Annotated in this window: 21 protein-coding genes; 2 read left to right on the top strand and 19 right to left on the bottom strand. The window is 63.0% G+C overall.

The annotated features are described in order from the left end of the window. Positions 1–3: 3 nt before the first annotated feature. From nuoK to IPF76_RS09105, 13 genes are all read right to left on the bottom strand, one after another. Entirely contained in the window at positions 4–309 is a 306-nt protein-coding gene (nuoK, locus tag IPF76_RS09165) for an NADH-quinone oxidoreductase subunit NuoK (protein ID WP_260583119.1), read from the bottom strand. After that, positions 306–917: an NADH-quinone oxidoreductase subunit J gene (locus IPF76_RS09160; protein ID WP_293842770.1), complete on the bottom strand. Its 612-nt coding sequence runs from the start codon at positions 915–917 to the stop codon at positions 306–308. The genes nuoK and IPF76_RS09160 overlap by 4 nt, the downstream gene beginning before the upstream one ends. A 12-nt stretch (positions 918–929) precedes the next feature. Further along, positions 930–1418, bottom strand: a complete 489-nt coding sequence (gene nuoI, locus IPF76_RS09155) for an NADH-quinone oxidoreductase subunit NuoI (RefSeq protein ID WP_293842768.1) — start codon at positions 1416–1418, stop codon at positions 930–932. Next, complete coding sequence (gene nuoH / locus IPF76_RS09150) at positions 1415–2464, bottom strand: NADH-quinone oxidoreductase subunit NuoH (protein WP_293842766.1); 1050 nt, start codon at positions 2462–2464, stop codon at positions 1415–1417. The genes nuoI and nuoH overlap by 4 nt, the downstream gene beginning before the upstream one ends. After that, positions 2461–2601 (bottom strand): hypothetical protein, encoded by a 141-nt coding sequence (locus tag IPF76_RS09145; protein WP_293842764.1) that lies wholly within the window; start codon positions 2599–2601, stop codon positions 2461–2463. The genes nuoH and IPF76_RS09145 overlap by 4 nt, the downstream gene beginning before the upstream one ends. Beyond that, a complete protein-coding gene (nuoG, locus tag IPF76_RS09140) occupies positions 2598–4610 on the bottom strand; it encodes an NADH-quinone oxidoreductase subunit NuoG (protein WP_293842762.1) in 2013 nt (670 codons plus the stop codon). Before nuoG ends, IPF76_RS09145 begins: the two co-directional genes overlap by 4 nt. Continuing rightward, entirely contained in the window at positions 4603–5334 is a 732-nt protein-coding gene (locus IPF76_RS09135; protein ID WP_293842760.1) for a hypothetical protein, read from the bottom strand. Before IPF76_RS09135 ends, nuoG begins: the two co-directional genes overlap by 8 nt. Further along, positions 5331–6623, bottom strand: coding sequence for an NADH-quinone oxidoreductase subunit NuoF (nuoF, locus tag IPF76_RS09130; protein WP_293842758.1), 1293 nt, complete (start codon positions 6621–6623; stop codon positions 5331–5333). Before nuoF ends, IPF76_RS09135 begins: the two co-directional genes overlap by 4 nt. 1 nt (position 6624) lies before the next feature. Beyond that, positions 6625–7293: an NAD(P)H-dependent oxidoreductase subunit E gene (locus IPF76_RS09125; protein WP_293842756.1), complete on the bottom strand. Its 669-nt coding sequence runs from the start codon at positions 7291–7293 to the stop codon at positions 6625–6627. A 297-nt stretch (positions 7294–7590) separates the two neighbouring features. After that, positions 7591–8808 carry an NADH-quinone oxidoreductase subunit D gene (locus IPF76_RS09120; protein ID WP_293842849.1) on the bottom strand — a complete coding sequence of 406 codons (1218 nt, stop codon included), beginning with the start codon at positions 8806–8808 and terminating at the stop codon, positions 7591–7593. A 35-nt stretch (positions 8809–8843) separates the two neighbouring features. Beyond that, complete coding sequence (locus tag IPF76_RS09115) at positions 8844–9746, bottom strand: NADH-quinone oxidoreductase subunit C (protein ID WP_293842722.1); 903 nt, start codon at positions 9744–9746, stop codon at positions 8844–8846. Further along, a complete protein-coding gene (locus tag IPF76_RS09110; RefSeq protein ID WP_293842847.1) occupies positions 9746–10267 on the bottom strand; it encodes an NADH-quinone oxidoreductase subunit B in 522 nt (173 codons plus the stop codon). The genes IPF76_RS09115 and IPF76_RS09110 overlap by 1 nt, the downstream gene beginning before the upstream one ends. Before the next feature lie 29 nt (positions 10268–10296). After that, positions 10297–10671 carry an NADH-quinone oxidoreductase subunit A gene (locus IPF76_RS09105; RefSeq protein ID WP_088441761.1) on the bottom strand — a complete coding sequence of 125 codons (375 nt, stop codon included), beginning with the start codon at positions 10669–10671 and terminating at the stop codon, positions 10297–10299. Between the two features lie 228 nt (positions 10672–10899). Between IPF76_RS09105 and IPF76_RS09100 the strand changes: the two genes are divergently transcribed. Then, complete coding sequence (locus IPF76_RS09100) at positions 10900–11382, top strand: YbjN domain-containing protein (RefSeq protein WP_293842720.1); 483 nt, start codon at positions 10900–10902, stop codon at positions 11380–11382. Between the two features lie 49 nt (positions 11383–11431). On the opposite strand, the gene IPF76_RS09095 is transcribed toward IPF76_RS09100, so the two are convergent. From IPF76_RS09095 to thiE, 4 genes are all read right to left on the bottom strand, one after another. After that, positions 11432–12223 carry an inositol monophosphatase family protein gene (locus IPF76_RS09095; protein WP_293842718.1) on the bottom strand — a complete coding sequence of 264 codons (792 nt, stop codon included), beginning with the start codon at positions 12221–12223 and terminating at the stop codon, positions 11432–11434. A 99-nt stretch (positions 12224–12322) separates the two neighbouring features. Beyond that, on the bottom strand, positions 12323–12886 hold the full coding sequence (efp, locus tag IPF76_RS09090) for an elongation factor P (protein ID WP_293697112.1): 564 nt from the start codon (positions 12884–12886) through the stop codon (positions 12323–12325). Between the two features lie 109 nt (positions 12887–12995). After that, positions 12996–14825: an oligopeptide transporter, OPT family gene (locus IPF76_RS09085; protein ID WP_293842716.1), complete on the bottom strand. Its 1830-nt coding sequence runs from the start codon at positions 14823–14825 to the stop codon at positions 12996–12998. Between the two features lie 298 nt (positions 14826–15123). Further along, entirely contained in the window at positions 15124–15762 is a 639-nt protein-coding gene (thiE, locus tag IPF76_RS09080; RefSeq protein ID WP_293842714.1) for a thiamine phosphate synthase, read from the bottom strand. Between the two features lie 217 nt (positions 15763–15979). Between thiE and IPF76_RS09075 the strand changes: the two genes are divergently transcribed. Beyond that, positions 15980–16198, top strand: coding sequence for a hypothetical protein (locus IPF76_RS09075; protein WP_293842712.1), 219 nt, complete (start codon positions 15980–15982; stop codon positions 16196–16198). On the opposite strand, the gene IPF76_RS09070 is transcribed toward IPF76_RS09075, so the two are convergent. Further along, complete coding sequence (locus IPF76_RS09070) at positions 16195–16851, bottom strand: O-methyltransferase (protein ID WP_293842710.1); 657 nt, start codon at positions 16849–16851, stop codon at positions 16195–16197. The two genes, IPF76_RS09075 and IPF76_RS09070, sit on opposite strands and share 4 nt — an antisense overlap. 4 nt (positions 16852–16855) lie before the next feature. Next, a complete protein-coding gene (locus IPF76_RS09065; protein ID WP_293842845.1) occupies positions 16856–17725 on the bottom strand; it encodes a fructose bisphosphate aldolase in 870 nt (289 codons plus the stop codon). Positions 17726–17830 lie beyond the last annotated feature (105 nt).

Below are 17830 nucleotides of genomic sequence, written 5' to 3'. Positions count from 1 at the left end.
GGCTTACCCCTTCATCCGGTTGGCGTCGTCGACCGCAATGGTGCCGCGGCCGCGGAAATAAATCACAAGAATGGCAAGCCCGATCGCGGCCTCGCCCGCCGCCACGGTCAACACGAACATCGCGAACACCTGTCCAACGAGATCGTTCAGCGCGGCGCTGAACGCGACGAGGTTGATGTTCACCGCGAGCAGGATCAGCTCGATCGCCATCAGGATGACGATGATATTCTTGCGGTTGATGAAGATACCGAGCACGCCGAGCGTGAACAGCACCGCCGAAACGGCAAGATAATGGCCGACCGAAATCACAGTTCCATCCCCTGCCCGACGCCCGGATCGACCAGTCGCGTCGCGTCCTGCGGGCGGCGCTGGTTCTGCAGCGAGATATTCTGCGTTCGCACCCCGCCGCGCTGACGATGCGTCAGCACGATCGCGCCGATCATCGCGACCAGCAGGACGATGCCCGCCGCTTCGAACAGGAAGATATAGCGCGTGTAGAGCAGTTCGCCGATCTGCTGGATATTGCTCCTGTCGGTCACCGCCGGCGCGGCGCGCGCGGCGAGGTCGACCTTGCCCGCGCTCCATGCTGCACCCGCGACGATGAGTTCGACCGCAAGGATGATCGCCACCAGCGCGCCGAGCGGCAGATAGCGCACGAAACCGGCGCGCAATTCGGCGAAATCGATGTTGAGCATCATCACGACGAACAGGAACAGCACCGCGACCGCGCCGACATAAACGATGACGAGCAGCATCGCGATAAACTCGGCGCCCGCGAGCAGCATCAATCCCGCCGCGTTGAAGAAAGCGAGGATCAGCCACATGACGCTGTGGACAGGATTGCGCGCCAGAATGACCATCGTCGCAGAGGCGATGACCATGGAGGCAAAGAGCCAGAAGGCAATGTATTGGATCATGTGCGCGCGCCCTTATCGATAGGGCGCGTCGGCGGCAAGATTTGCCGCGATCGCGCGTTCCCATTTGTCGCCATTGGCGAGCAGCTTGGCCTTGTCATAGAGCAGTTCTTCGCGCGTTTCGGTCGCATATTCGAAGTTCGGCCCCTCGACCACGGCATCGACCGGGCACGCTTCCTGACAGAAGCCGCAATAGATGCATTTGGTCATGTCGATGTCGTAGCGCGTCGTGCGGCGCGAGCCGTCTTCGCGCGGTTCGGCCTCGATGGTGATCGCCTGCGCCGGACACACCGCTTCGCACAGCTTGCACGCGATGCAGCGTTCCTCGCCGTTCGGATAACGGCGCAGCGCATGCTCGCCGCGGAACCGCGGGCTCAGCGGGTTCTTCTCGAACGGATAGTTGATCGTCGCCTTCGGCTTGAAGAAATACTTCAAGGTCAGCCAATGAGCTTTGACGAACTCCCACAGCGTGAAGCTTTTGATGAGGTGGGCGATGGAAGTCATGAGTACCTCGTCAGCATCAGCCAGCCCGAAATCAGGAAGATCCAGAGCAGCGAAATCGGCAGGAAGATTTTCCAGCCCAGCCGCATCAGCTGGTCATAGCGGTAGCGCGGGACGGTCGCCTTCACCCAGCTGAAGATGAAGAAGAAGAACAGGATCTTGCCGAACAGCCACACCCAGCCCGGGATGTCGAACCACGGGATCAGGTCGACGTTGAGCGGCGGCAGCCAGCCGCCCCAGAACAGCACCGCGTTGAGCGTGCACATCAGGAGCACATTGGCATATTCGCCGAGCCAGAACAGCGCGAAGGCCATCGACGAATATTCGGTCTGATAGCCCGCCACAAGCTCGCTTTCGGCTTCGGTGAGGTCGAACGGCGCGCGCGCGGTTTCGGCCAGCGACGAGATCAGGAACATCACCGCGAGCGGGAAGAGCAGCAGGTTAAAGCCGAAAGCGTTGACGATGCCGAGCCCGTGGCCCTGCTGCGCCTTGACGATCTCGTTCATGTTGAAGCTGTCGGCAAAGAGCACGACGCCGATCAGGATAAAGCCGATCGAGACTTCATAGGAAATCATCTGCGCCGAAGCGCGCATCGCCGAAAAGAAGGGATATTTCGAGTTCGACGCCCAGCCCGACAGGATGACGCCGTAAACCCCGAGCGACGAAATCGCGAGGATGTAGAGCAGCCCGACGTTGATGTCGGCGAGCACCGCGCCCGAATTGAACGGGATCACCGCCCACGCCATCAGCGCCACAGTGAAGGTGATGATCGGCGCAATCAGGAACAGCCCGCGGTTCGCGCCCGTCGGGATGATCGTCTCCTGCAGGAACACTTTCAGCCCGTCGGCAAAGCTTTGCAGCAGGCCGAAGGGACCGACGACATTCGGCCCGCGGCGCAGCGCGATCGCCGCCCAGATCTTGCGGTCGGCATAGATGATCATCGCGACCGCTAGCATCAGTGGCAACGCGATCAGCAGGATGCCCGCGACGGTTGCGACACCCCACGCCCAGTTTGGGTCCATACCCCAAGAGATGAAAGTCTCGGTCATTTCCGCGTCCCGTCCTGGTTCCGCCAGTCGTTATGCGGCCCGGGCTTCTCGGACTTGTTGCGCGGATTAAAGCCGCGCCAGACGGCAAAGCTCATCCCGGCCAGCAGCACGCTGGCGATCGCATGTACCGGGGTCATTCCGCGGCCTCCGCATATTCACCGCCATGGAGGATTTCGTCCGAGCAGCGCTGCATCGTCGGTGACGCGCGGCAGATGGCATTGGTGAGGTAAAAATCCTGGATCGGCGACGGGATCGCACGTGCCTCGGGTTTGGCGGGCAGCTTCGACGCTGACCAGCCGTAATCGGCAACGCCTTCGACCCCGAGCGCCGGAACCGCCGCAATCATCGCGGCGCGGCATGCGTCGAAGCTGTCGAAGCCAAGCGACACGCCCAGCGTATCGGCCAAAGCCCGGAAAATGCTCCAATCCTCACGCGCGTCGCCCGGTGCGAATACTGCCTTTTCGCTGCGCTGGACCCGGCCCTCAGTGTTGACCGTGGTGAAGTCCTTTTCGGTCCACGCCGCGGCGGGCAGGATGACGTCGGCGGCATGCGCGCCCTTGTCGCCATGATGGCCGACATAGACCTTCAGCGTCTTGGCAAAGTCGGTAAAATCAACCTCGTCGGCGCCGAGGAAGAAGGCCAGCTTCGGCTTCGCCGCGACAATATCCTTGATCCCGCCGGGCTGCGCATAGCCGAGCATCAGCCCGCCCATGCGGCTCGCCGCCATATGGACGACCGAAAAGCCGTTCCAGCCGTCCTTGACCGCGTTCACCGACTTGGCGAGCGCCAGCGCCGCACCATGGATGCCGGGAACCGCGAGGCCGCCGCCGCCGACGATGATCAGCGGGCGTTCGGCGCCCTTGAGCGCGTCAAGCGCCGCCGCGGGCAGCTTGGCGACGAGCGAGGCGTCGTCGCCGAGCCATGCGACCTTATACGTCTGGTCCTTCTCGGGCCCGATCGCAAAAACCTTCGCGCCCTTCTTCCACACCGCCTTGCGGATGCGCGTATTGATCAGCGGCGCTTCCCAGCGCAGATTCGCGCCGATCAGCAGGATCATATCGGCATTTTCGGCCTCGGCGATACCGGTGTTGAAATTGACCGCCGACAGGCTGCTGACATCATAGTCGAGCCCGGTCTGGCGTCCTTCCAGCAAGGTAGAACCGAGCGCATTGATCAGCGCCTTGGCGGCAAACATCGTCTCGCAATCGGCCATGTCGCCCGCGATCGCGGCGACCGACTTGCCGGCGTTCACCGCCTTGATCGCCTCGAATGCCTCCGCCCACGTCGCTTCGACCAGCTGGCCGTCCTTGCGGACATAAGGCCGGTCGAGACGGCGTCGGGTCAGGCCATCGACATGGTGGCGCGTCTTGTCGCTCGCCCATTCCTCGTTCACATCGTCGTTGATCCGCGGCAGCACGCGCAGCACCTGCCGCCCGCGGCTGTCGATGCGGACATTGGTGCCGACCGCGTCCATCATGTCGATGCCGAGCGTTTTGGTCAGCTCCCACGGACGCGCCTCGAACGCATAAGGCTTGCTGGTCAGCGCGCCCACCGGGCATAGATCGACGATATTGCCCGAAAGCTCGCTCGCGACTGCATGCTCCAGATAGGAGGTGATCTGCATATTCTCGCCGCGCCCGATCGCGCCGATATCTTCGACCCCGGCAACTTCCTCGGCAAAGCGGACGCAGCGCGTGCACTGGATGCAGCGGTTCATCTGCGTCTTGACGATCGGGCCCATATATTTCTCGGTGACGGCGCGCTTATTCTCGTCATAGCGCGTCGCGCCGCGGCCATAGGCGATGCTCTGATCCTGCAGGTCGCATTCGCCGCCCTGGTCGCAGATCGGGCAGTCGAGCGGGTGGTTGATGAGCAGGAACTCCATCACCCCTTCGCGCGCCTTCTTCACCATCGGGCTATCGGTCTTGATCACCTGCCCCTCGGCGGTCGGCAGCGCGCACGACGCCTGCGGCTTCGGCGGCCCCGGGGCGACCTCGACCAGGCACATGCGGCAATTGCCGGCGATCGACAGCCGCTCATGGTAGCAGAAGCGCGGAATTTCCTTCCCCGCCATCTCGCACGCCTGCAGAACGGTCGCGCCCTGCGGGACGTCGATTTCTACGCCATCTACGGTGACTTTAGGCATTATCGGAACTTTCAGATAAATTGCCGATCTCGCGCAGGCGATACAGCCCCTCGGCCAGAGCACCGCGCAGGATTCCTCGTCCGAAGCTTACGCTCTGCCCTGGCGGCATACAGGCCTGCAAATTTGGCAATACCGCCGTAATCGCGTTATTTTCCTCGGCGGTATAGATGTCGGACATCACCAAGCTATGGCTTTCCGCCGGTGCGATGCGCGCTACGCAGTCGCCGAACTGCCGCAGCGATAGAATCGTGTTCGGGACGGTGCCGGACGCGAATTCTTTTGCGTAATCGCGTACCGGCAAAGCCTTGAGGGCCGCGCTCGGGGCATCGCGATAGGTTTTACGATAAAGAGCGCCAAACAGCTCATACCGAAAAAGAAACGGGGTAAACGCCAGCCTCGACGCATATTTCGTTTGCCCGACTTTCGGCAAGCAACCCGGCTCGGTGACTTTGTCGCCAAATTTTCCGGCTTCCTCCGACTGCGGATCCATAGCGATGAATTCGCGCGCCAGACGACGCGCACGCGCGCTGTCGACGACGCAATCCGCAAAGGATTTCATCACGATTTCGCGCTGTTTTGCGGCGTTATCGGCGACGAGCGGCACATTGGGCGCCTCCGGCTCATGCAGATGCGATCCCTGCTGGGCGCCAGCAGGAGTCGATAGCTGCAATGCAACCATCGCGACGCAGGCAAACCCCGCCAATCGGAACGAAGCCAACTTCACTCGGCTGCCTCCAGCACGCCACCATTGTCGCGAATACGCCGCTCCAGTTCGGGGCGGAAATGCTTGATCAGGCCCTGGATCGGCCACGCCGCGGCATCGCCGAGCGCGCAGATGGTGTGGCCTTCGACCTGCTTGGTCACGTCATAGAGCGTGTCGATCTCGCTGATGTCGGCGTCGCCGATGCGCAGGCGTTCCATCACGCGCCACATCCATCCGGTGCCTTCGCGGCACGGCGTGCACTGGCCGCAGCTTTCATGCTTGTAGAAATAGCTGATCCGGCTGATCGCCTGGACCACGTCGGTCGACTTGTCCATCACGATCGCGGCGGCGGTGCCGAGGCCCGATCCGACGGCTTTCAGCCCGTCGAAATCCATCGGCGCGTCCATGATCTCGGCGGCGGGAACCAGCGGCACCGACGATCCGCCGGGGATGACGGCGAGCAGATTGTCCCAGCCACCGCGAATGCCGCCGCAATGCTTGTCGATCAGCTCGCGGAAGGGAATGCTCATCTCTTCCTCGACAACGCACGGCGTATTCACATGGCCGCTGATCTGGAACAGCTTGGTGCCCTTGTTGTTCTCGCGCCCAAAGGACGAGAACCACGGCGCGCCACGGCGCAGGATCGTCGGGACGACCGCAATGCTTTCGACATTGTTGACCGTCGTCGGGCAACCATAAAGGCCCGCGCCCGCCGGGAACGGCGGTTTCAGGCGCGGCTGGCCCTTCTTGCCCTCCAGGCTTTCGATCATCGCGGTTTCTTCGCCGCAGATATAGGCGCCGGCGCCGCGATGGACGAAGACGTCGAAGTCATAGCCCGATTTCGCGGCATTCTTGCCGAGCAGGCCCGCGTCATACGCCTCCTGCACCGCGGCGAAGAGCGTCTCGGCCTCGCGGATGAACTCGCCGCGGATGTAGATGTACGCGGCGCGCGCACGCATCGCGAAGCCCGCGATCAGCGCACCCTCGATCAGCTTGTGCGGATCGTGACGGATGATTTCGCGGTCCTTGCACGAACCGGGTTCGGATTCATCGGCGTTGATTACCAGGAAGCTCGGGCGGTCGGCGCGCGGCTCCTTCGGCATGAAGCTCCACTTCAGCCCGGTCGGGAAGCCCGCGCCGCCGCGGCCGCGCAGCCCCGACGCCTTGATCTCTTCGATGATCGCGTCCTGGCCGCGCTTCATCAGATCCTTGGTCTTGTCCCAATCGCCGCGCATCTGTGCCGACTTCAGGTTCCACGGCTGGAAGCCATAGATGTTGGTGAAGATGCGATCCTTATCCTGAAGGCTCATGTCACCACTCCTTCCGATAGTCGTGGTTGGACTTCACCATCTCTTTCAGTGTCGTCGGGCCGCCCTCGGGCTCGCTCGTATGACGCCCCGCAATCTGGGTCCCCGCCTTCGGCGTCTCGCCCGCGGCCAGCGCATCGAGGATCGCGGCCATGCGGTCAAAATCAAGATCTTCGTAATTATCGTCGTTGATCTGGACCATCGGCGCGTTGGTGCAGGTGCCCATGCATTCGACCTCGGTCAGCGTGAAAAGCCCGTCGGGCGTGGTCTTGCCCTTGGTCATGCCGCGATTCTTGCACGCGGCCATGACATCGTCCGACCCGCGCAGCAGGCATGGCGTCGTGCCGCAGACCTGCACATGGTAACGACCGACAGGGACGAGATTGTACATGGTGTAGAAGGATGCGACTTCATAGGCGCGCATGAACGGCATATCGAGCTGCGCCGCGACATATTCGATCACCGGCACGGGTAGCCAGCCCTGCGTCTGCGTCTCCGCGCCGACCTGGCGTTGCGCAAGGTCGAGCAGCGGCATCACCGCCGAGCGCTGGCGCCCCGCGGGATAGCGCGCGATGACCGCCTTCGCCTTCGCGGCATTTTCGGCCGTCCACGCAAAAGCGCCCCAGCGCGCGCGGGTTTCGGCTTCGTCGGGGATTTGGGGTGCGTCAGCCATTGATCACCGTGCCATCGGGCGCTTCACCAACGGTTCGATCTCGCCGGAGCCACATCTACAAAAGCGAGTTGAGCACCAGGCCTGTTGCCGCACCGCATTGCCAAAGATACGCGTGCGTTGCCGTGCTCGTCCAAGCTGGCGCAGGGTCCTCGGCTTCAAGACTGCACTGCCGTCAGCGCGGAACAACTACCCGCGCAGAGGGCGATTCCCGTGTCACGCGCAACTTGCCGCTTGGTTTCCGGGTGATCGGCGCATCCGTTGAGCCTTGCCGCCCGACGCCAGGATCAGAGCGCGCGCTCACCGGTCACACTCCCCGAACACGACGTCAATCGCGCCGATAATTGCGGTGGTGTCCGCGAGCATGTGACCCTTCGACATCATGTCCATCGCCTGCAGATGCGAAAACGCCGTCGGGCGGATCTTGCAGCGGTACGGCTTGTTGGTGCCGTCGCTGACCAGATAGACGCCGAATTCGCCCTTGGGGCTTTCGGTCGCGACATAGACTTCGCCCGCGGGAACGTGGAAGCCCTCGGTGTAAAGCTTGAAATGATGGATCAGCGATTCCATCGACTGCTTCATCTCGCCGCGCTTCGGCGGGACAATCTTGCGGTCCAGGCTGGCGATCGGGCCGGTGGGCATGTCGCGCAGGCACTGTTTGATGATCTTCGCCGACTGATACACTTCCTCGACGCGCACCATGAAGCGGTCGTAGCAATCGCCGCGGGTGCCAACGGGAATGTCGAATTCCATCGCGGCATAGGCGTCATAGGGCTGCGACTTGCGCAGATCCCACGCGATGCCGCTGCCGCGGATCATCGGACCCGAGAAGCCCCACGCCAGCGCATCTTCCTTGCTCACCGTCGCGATGTCGACGTTGCGCTGTTTGAAGATGCGGTTGTCGATGACGAGGCTCATCGCGTCGCCGAACAGCTTCGGCAGCCGCGTTTCGACCCACTCGCCGATGTCGACAAGCAGCTTTTCGGGAACATCCTGATGGACCCCGCCCGGGCGGAAATAGGCGCTGTGCATGCGCGCACCCGAGGCGCGCTCGAAGAAGTTCAGGCAATCCTCGCGCAGCTCGAACACCCACAGGTTCGGCGTCATCGCGCCGACGTCCATGACGTGCGACCCGATGTTGAGCATGTGATTGCAGATGCGCGTCAGCTCGGCGAACATCGTGCGAAGGTACTGCGCGCGCGCCGGAACTTCGAGGTCGAGCAGCTTTTCGATCGCGAGCACATAGCTGTGCTCCATGCCGAGCGGCGAGCAATAGTCGAGCCGGTCAAAATAGGGCAGCGCCTGCAAATAGGTCTTATACTCGATCAGTTTTTCGGTGCCGCGGTGCAGCAGGCCGACGTGCGGATCGACGCGCTCGATAATCTCGCCGTCCAGCTCGAGCACGAGGCGCAAGACGCCGTGCGCCGCCGGATGCTGCGGGCCGAAGTTGATCGTGTAGTTGGTGACCGCCTGATCGCCCGCCGTATTCGCGGTATCGACAGGATAGCCTTCGAACATGTCGCCGCCATGGTGGCGGATCGTCGGGGTGTCGGTCATGCGTCACCTCCCGTCTTGGGCTTGCGCGGCGCGCGCGGCTTGGCGGGCGCCTTTTCGGCCTTGGACGTCGCGGGCGTCTTCGCCTCTTTGGTCGCGACTTTGGATTTCGCACCGTCGCGGCTCGTTTTCGACGCGGCCTTGTTGACCTTGGCGCCCGCGCCCGTCTGCGCCGGGCTGTCGGTCGTCTTGGGGGTCGGCGGGGGTGAAGCTTTCGCCTTGTCGTCCGACGCCTTCACTTCTTGCGCGGTCATCGGCGTCGGCGCGCCCTTGCCCGGCGCCTCGCCAGTGCCGCCAGCCTTCTCGTCGCCCGGCAGCACATAATCGGCGCCTTCCCAGGGTGAGAGAAAGTCGAAGTTGCGGAAATCCTGCGCCAGCTTCACAGGCTCATAAACAACGCGCTTGTCTTCTTCGCTGTAACGCAGCTCGATATAGCCGGTCAGCGGAAAGTCCTTGCGCTGCGGATGCCCCTGAAAACCATAGTCGGTCAGGATGCGGCGCAGGTCGGGATTGCCGGCGAACAGCACCCCATACATGTCGAACACTTCGCGTTCTAGCCAGCCGGCGTTCGGCCACACCGGAACGATCGTCGGCACCGGCGTCGCCTCATCGGTCGACACGCGAACGCGCAAGCGGTGATTCCGTGTCACGCTGAGCAGGTGATAGACGACCTCGAACCGCTCGGCACGCTCGGGGTAATCGACTCCGGCGATCTCCATCATCTGCTGGTATTCGAGATTGTCACGAAGCGCGATCATCACCCCCGCGATTGCATCGCGATCCACCGTGATGCTGTCTTCGTCGGCGGCAAAATCATGCGCGAGCAGATCGGTGCCGAGCAGCTGCTTCAGCTCGGCCGCCAGCGTCGCGCGCGGCGAAATCAGGGGAGCGGCGTGGGCCATCAGCGTTCGATCGTCCCAACGCGGCGGATTTTCCGCTGCAACTGCATCACGCCGTAAAGCAAGGCTTCGGCAGTCGGCGGGCAGCCGGGAACATAAATGTCCACAGGGACGATGCGATCGCAGCCACGCACCACCGAATAGCTGTAGTGATAATAGCCGCCGCCATTCGCGCAGCTGCCCATCGAAATCACATATTTCGGGTTCGACATCTGATCGTAAACGCGGCGCAGCGCCGGAGCCATCTTGTTGCACAGCGTGCCCGCGACGATCATCACGTCGGACTGGCGCGGGCTAGCGCGCGGCGCAGCGCCAAAGCGTTCCATGTCATAGCGCGGCATGTTGACGTGGATCATCTCGACCGCGCAGCATGCGAGACCAAAGGTCATCCACCAGAGCGAGCCGGTGCGCGCCCAGTTGAACAGATCCTCGGTCGAGGTCACGAGAAAGCCCTTGTCGCCGACCTCGCTGTTGAGGTCGTCGAAATACGCCATGTCGGGGTTGGCCCCCGGGGCAACCGGCATCTGGCCGGGCGGCAGGATGATCGAGCTGCTCATTCCCAGTCCAACGCCCCTTTCTTCCATGCATAGACGAGGCCGATCGCAAGCTCGGCGAGGAATATCATCATCGTGGCCCAACCGGCCCAGCCGATTTCTTCCAGGCTGACTGCCCAAGGAAACAGGAACGCGGCTTCAAGGTCGAAGATGATGAACAGGATCGCGACGAGATAAAAGCGCACGTCGAACTGGCTGCGCGCGTCTTCGAACGCCGGAAAACCGCATTCATATTCGGTCAGCTTCGCCGGGTCGGGCTTGTGCGCCCCGGTCAAGCGCGCCACGCCCATCGGCAGGAACACGAACGCCGACGACAACCCGACCGCAATGACCAGGAATATCAGGATCGGCAGATATTGCGTCAGATCGACCATGGGAGCTCGCAGTCTTGTTTTGAGGTGTTTGCCACCCGTTTATGCGGGCGCTTTAGGCCAGCATGCCGCCCGTCGCAAGCGCCGCGGGCATGATTTTCATGCGCCAAGTGACCAAAAGCACAAACGCCGCTGGTGACGGCGCCTATCGCTGTGATACGCCACAGGAAGTGAGGTCAATCCGGCGCTTTCGGGGGTGATTTTGACCGCGGTTCAAAGAGGGGGAGTTTCATGAGATCATTTGCCACGCGCGCCGCCTTTGCCTTTGGCGCATCCGCCGTGCTCGCGGCGACGCCCGCCCACGCCGAACTCGTCAGCGCCGCCGATCCGGCGACGATCGAGGCAATCGTCGAGTCGCAGGGCTGGCCCGCAACGATCGTCGCCAAGCCGGGCGACGATCCCTATATCGAGAGCAATCGCAACGGCCTGAAGTTCCTCGTGCTGTTCATGAACTGCGACGAGGGCAAGAAGTGCAAGACGCTGCAATATTACATGGGTTTCAGCGACGCCACGGACGTCTCGCTCGACAAGCTCAACAAGTGGAACAAGGACAAGCGCTTCGCCCGCGCGTACAAGGATGACGAGGGCGATCCCGTGCTCGAAATGGACGTCGACCTCGATTTCGCGGGCATCCCGCGCGAAAATGTCGGCGAAACTTTCAACACCTGGGCGACACTGATGGACAGTTTCCGCGAGTATGTGTTTGAGAAGTGAGCGCACCCTTGGAACGTCATCCCGGCGAAGGCCGGGATGACGAATAGGATTACACGTTGCGCAGCGCGCCCGCGACCAGCTTTTGCAGCTTCGAATGCACCGCAGCGCTGCCCGCGATGAATTCGCTGCGCTCGATCGCGCGGTCACCGCCGCGAAAATCGCTGACGAAGCCGCCGGCTTCGCGCACCAGCAGCATGCCGGCGGCAACGTCCCAAATCTTCAGGTCGCTTTCCCAAAACCCGTCGTAACGCCCCGCCGCGACCCACGCGAGATCAAGGCTGGCGGCGCCGAAGCGGCGGATGCCGGCGACTTCGGGGGCGACGGCGCCGAAAATGCGGCTCCACTGCGGCATATTGCCATGGCCCATGAACGGAATGCCGGTCGAAATCAGGCATTCGTTTAGGTTACGACGCGACGCGACGCGCAGGCGGCGGTCGTGCAGCCACGCACCACGGCCGCGCTCGGCCCAATAGCTTTCGTCTGTGACCGGCTGATAGATCAGGCACGAGGTGATGTCGCCCCAGCCGCCGCCGATCTTCGGTTCCTGCACCGCGATCGAAATCGCGAAATGCGGGATCGCGTGAAGGAAGTTCGAGGTGCCGTCGAGCGGGTCGATGATGAAGCGCGGCTTGCCGGGTTCGCCCTCGATCACCCCGCCCTCTTCAAGCACAAAGCCCCAGCCCGGACGGTCGCGGCCGAGTTCATCATAAAGCGTCCGTTCGGCGGCCTGATCGGCCTTCGACACGAAATCAGCCGGTCCCTTTTGCGAAACCTGCAAATGTTCGATCTCGCCGAAGTCGCGGCGCAGCTTCGTGCCCGCCTTGCGCGCGGCGCGTTCCATGACGGTGATGATGCCGGATATGGCCTCCCCATTTTCTCCCGCTTGAGGGTCGGAAAGCGTCTTCCACCCGCCCGAATCTCGCGGCGGCGGGATTTCAGATCAGTCGGCGCGGCGGACATATTCTCGGTCGTACACATGCACGACGATCTTGGTTCCGCTGGTGATATGCGGCGGCACCATCACGCGCACGCCATTGTCGAGGATCGCGGGCTTGTATGACGACGAGGCGGTCTGCCCCTTCACCACCGCGTCGGCTTCGACGATCGTCGCTTCGATCGTTTCGGGCAGTTCGACCGAGATCGGGCGCTCTTCCCAAAGCTCGAGCACGACGTCCATCCCGTCCTGCAGGAATTCATGCGCGTCGCCGACGACATCCTTGGATATGTTGATCTGCTCGAAACTGTCTTTGTCCATGAACACCAGATCCTCGCCCTCGGCATAGAGGAACTGGAAATCCTTGGTATCGAGGCGCACCTTTTCGACCGTATCCGCGCTGCGGAAGCGGTTGTTGAGCTTGCGGCCGTCGATCAGGTTCTTGGCTTCGACCTGCATATAGGCGCCGCCCTTGCCCGGCTGGGTGTGCTGGATCTTGGTGACCTTCCATATCCCCTTTTCAAATTCGATAATATTGCCGGGACGGATTTCAACGCCGGTGATTTTCATCGCGCACACTCGCTGTTCAAGGATGGAAAGAGCAGACCGGCGCCGCGCAGGGCATCGGTATCAGGTGCGCGCCTTTAGCCGCGGACGCGGCGGAGGGCAAGCCGCAGCATCAGGGGGTGGCGACGACGAGCCGACGCGTGCGCCGATAGCTGGCCCACACAAGCCCACCGAACAGGAAAAGCCCGATCCACGGTGCAAAGGGTGCATAGCCCTCGCCCACCACTGCCAGCGGCGCATCGCTGCCGCTGCCCGCGACAATCCCGGCGTAGAGCACCCCGAGCAGGCTTTCGCCGACGATCATCCCCGTCGCGGTCAGCACGCCCATGCGGTGGGCAAAACTGGCGTTCGGGCGCTTCGCCGCCCAGCGGTCATAAAACCAGCCGCCGACCGCGCCGATTACCACCGGCAATATCACCGCCATCGGCAAGTAGATCCCGATATGCGCCAGCGAAGAGATGAGCCCCGCTTGCGGTGCGGCCAGCGCGTTCGGTCCGGCGCCGGGGACGCCGACAAACCCAACAGTTTCGTTGAGCACATTGAGCACGGGCGGGACGATCAGTGAGCCGAATATCACACCGATGATGAGCGCAACTTGCTGTTTCCACGGCGTCGCCCCGACCAGCTGGCCCGTTTTCAGATCTTGAAGATTGTCGTTGGAGATTGTGGCGATGCCGAACACGAGACCCGTCACGATCAGCGCATAAGCGACCATCGCGTCGATCTCGGCCTCTCCGCCGCCACGACCGAGCAGCCCAAGTAGGAGCAGCGACGAGGCGATGATCGCGAGGATACCGATCCCCGACACCGGCGAGTTCGATGCGCCGATCAGGCCAGCCATATAGCCGGTGACCGAGGCGATCATCAGCCCGACAATGATAATGAACAGGATCGCACCCGCGACCAGGATCATCGACGATCCCGCGAGCGGCCCGCCCGCAAGTTCGGCCCACAGCAGCCAGCCGATCGGCAGCATCAGCGCCAGCGATCCGCCGAACACCCATTTGATCGAGATATCCTGTTCCTCAATCGCCATCGCCGCGCCGCCTTGCCGCGCGCGGCTCGCCGCCATCGCCGACCGAATACCGCCCAGCACTGGGCCGGCGATCCGGATCAGCGTCCAGATCGCCGAGACCGCGATAACGCCGGCGCCAAAGAAACGCACATCGGCGCGGAACACGGTGTTTGCCAGCGTCTCGGGATCCCCCGGTCCGCCTTGCGTCAGGATGGGCAGCAGCACCCACCAGCCGGTCACGAGGCCGACGAGCTGCGCCATGCCGACCGACAGGCCGACGAGGTGCCCGACTCCGAACAGCGCAAACGCCAGCCCCCCGGCAATACCCGTCGCGCCGCTGCCGACAGCGAACCAGCGCGCGACTTCGGCGCCCGCCAGCTTCATCTGGGTGAGCAGCGTAAAGCCCGCCGCAACGATCGAGTTCCACAGCAGCGCCGACAAGCCCGCCTTGTTTTCCTCGGCCCCCTCGGCGCTGGCCGCCCCGACCTGCAGCACTTCGGCGGCGGCGCGGCCCTCGGGATAGGGCAGGTCCGAATCGACCACGAGCGCGCGGCGCAGCGGCACCGAGAACAACACCCCCAAAATCCCGCCGAGCATGGTGATTGCTGTGGTCTCCAGCATCGGAAATCCCTGCCAGTACCCGACCATCACCAAACCCGGCAGGACGAAGATGATCGCCGCCAGCGTGCCCGCAGCGCTCGCGATGGTCTGGACGATATTATTCTCGAGGATCGTCGATCCGGCCATATAGCGCAGCAGCGCCATCGATATCACCGCGGCGGGAATCGAGGTGGCAAAGGTCAGCCCGACCTTCAGTCCCAGATAGACGTTTGCGGCGGTGAACATCAGCGTGAGCACGCCGCCAAGGATGATCGCGCGGAGCGTCAGTTCGCGACCGCGTGCGGTCGCCGTGGTGATCTCGGTCATAATTATCTCCCCGCCCGCCGTGTTGCGATACGCCGCGTCGCATGCAAGTCAAAAGCGCCGCAAGCCAAAAGGCGACGAACCGAAGCTGATTTGACGCATCGATCCAATATGGGGGCATTCGTTCGCGGCATATCAGCGGCATGATGAGTATCGATCTTTCCGATGTGACACCCCCACCACGCGGTAGCGGCGCCGTACCGCCGCGCCGTCCAGCGCCTTGCGCCGGCCTCTTTGGCTGGCGCAAGGATGCTGCGCCGCCGATGCCATCCCGAGAACCGCCGAAAAAGCCTGGATACGATTATCCTGCGGGCTGATCTTTCAACAGCGCGCTGAACGCAAGCACGGCCGCGGCCGGACCATCGGGGTGCGCCCACACGCCGCCCGACACCGCCAGGAAATCGGCTCCCGCATCGACCAGCGCGCGAGCATTCTCGACCGTGATCCCGCCGATCGCGACGCATGGCAGTTCGAACATGCCCTGCCACCATTCCAGGATTTCGGGTTCAGCCTGATGCTCGACCGTTTTGGTCGTCGTCGGATAAAAGGCGCCGAACGCGACATAGTCGGCCCCCGCCTCGCCCGCTTCCATCGCCATATGGCGGCTCGCATGGCAGGTAACGCCGATCTGGGCGTTGGGACCGAGCTCGCGGCGCGCTTCGCGGGGATCGCCATCGTCCTGCCCCAGATGCACGCCGTCAGCGCCCAGCCGCTTCGCCAGCGCGACATCGTCGTTGACGATGAACGCCACATCGCGCGCCGCGCAAATCGCCTGCAACGGTTCGGCAAGCCGCGCCGCTTCATGCTGCTCCAGCCCTTTGACGCGAAACTGGAACGCCGCGACCGGGCCAGCGTCGAGCGCCTCGGTCAACCGATTGGGAAAATCGCCGCCGACGTCGAGCGGCGAGATGAGGTAAAGCTGGCAGGGGATACGGGTCATGGCGGGTTCATAGCGACGCGGGTAGCAACGGGCAAATGCAGAACATGCCACGCCTCGCCGCCCCATCGTCCTCGCAGCGTTTTCGCTGTCGGCGTGTGCCACGACGGCCGGGCAGACACCGCTCGCCGATGCCAGCAACGTCGCGCTCGGCCAAAACGCCTATTCCGACGGCCCGATCATCCAGCCGGTCGAAGTGCTGGAAGACAGCCGCTGCCCGATGAACGCACGCTGTGTCTGGGCAGGCCGGGTGCGGCTGAAGATGCTATGGATTCGCGGCAATGGCGAGACACAGCCATTCGAGGTCATATTGGGCGAACCAGCCCCGCTAGCCGATGGCAGCATCACGCTGGAATCGGTACGCCCCGACAAAATCACGAATATCGTACTGAAGCCCGAGGATTACCGCTTCTCGTTTCGCTTTGCAGGAGGGCTTTAGCGCACCCGCGCCAGCACAAACCCATCCCATTTTTTCGCGCCCACCGTCTGCACCGCGGTCGCGTCAAGCCGCGGCTCGGCGCTCAACATGTCGAACAGTGCGCGGGTTCCGACGATCCGCTCATCGTCGCTGTCGACCTCCAGCACACCGCCTTCGCGCACGACATTGTCGACGACAATCGTCGTTCCTGCATGTCCGAGCCGGATCGCCTCGCGCACATAATGCGCATTGCTCTGCTTATCGGCATCGATGAAAACGAAATCGAACGGCGCGTGTCCCGTCATCGCGGCCAGGCTATCGACCGCCGGGCCGACCCGGATATCGATCTTGGCTGATAGCTGAGCGCGTTCCAGATTTACGCGTGCCACCGAGGCGTGGTGCGGATCGAGCTCCAGCGTCACGAGCCGACCATCCTCAGGCAGCGCGCGCGCCAGCCAGATCGTCGAATAACCGCCGAGCGTCCCGATTTCTAGGATGCGTTTGGCGCCCGCGATCTGCGCCAGCAGGCACAGCATCTTCCCTTGCGCCGCCGACACATCGATCGGCGGCAGGCCCTGCGCGGCATTATTTGCGAGGGTGGTGGCAAGCACGTCGTCATCGCCGAGCAGTTTCGCGGCGATATAGTCATCGACGGCTTGCCACCGCTCTCCCATCACATCAGGCCACGGAGGCCGCGTGAATCTCGTGAATGGCGCCGCCAAGCGATTTATCGAACTCGTCGTCGTTCATCTGGTGGCGCAGGTCTTCCAGCAAAGCGCGGCTAAAGCTCGCGATGATGCCCGGGTTCTTGGCCAGCTCGGCGCAAGCTTCGGGGCGCGCGAAGCCGCCCGACAGCGCCACGACGCGGAGCACTTTGGGATGATCGACCAGCGGCTGGAACAGCCCGGCCTCGGTCGGCAGCGATAGCTTGAGCATCACCGGCGCGCCGGTCCAGGCGTCGAGCGCAGCCAACGTCTCGTTGAGCAGCAAACGGTCGGCGCCATCGCGTTCGGCGCTCTTGATGTTCACTTCGGGCTCGATGATCGGGACGAGACCGTGCGCCGCGATACGCTTCGCTTCGGCGAACTGCTGTTCGACGATCGCCTTCACCCCCGCCGGATTGGCGAGATTGACGACGCTGCGCATCTTCGTGCCGAATACGCCCTTCGCGATCGCACGCTCACACAAGGCCTCGAGATCGGGATTGGCCTTCATCAACTGAACACCGTTAACTTCGTCCTCCAGCCCCTTGTCGACTTTCAGAAACGGCACCACGCCGCGTTCCCAGAGCAGCGTCGGCACCGGCTTGCCATCGGCGTCGCCGTCCATCGTGCGTTCGAAAAGGATCGCGCCGATCACCTTTTCACCGTTGAAGCACGGCGCGGTGACGATGCGGCTGCGCATCGCGTGGATCAGGCCGAACATCTCTTCGTCGTTCGAAAAGGCATCGGCTTCGATCCCATATCCCTTCAGCGCCTTTGGCGTCGAACCGCCGCTCTGATCGAGCGCGGCGATAAAGCCCCGTCCCGCTTTAATCTGTTTGAGCATCTCGGCATTGGCGGTGGTCATAACGTCTCCGATGGTTTGCATACGTATGTGGCGGCGCGCATAGCGGCCCCGTCTTCGGGATGCAATGCGCGCCAATATCGATGT

Source organism: Sphingopyxis sp. (assembly GCF_016704835.1).
GTDB lineage: Bacteria > Pseudomonadota > Alphaproteobacteria > Sphingomonadales > Sphingomonadaceae > Sphingopyxis.
This window is presented reverse-complemented; position numbering and strand designations above follow the sequence as displayed.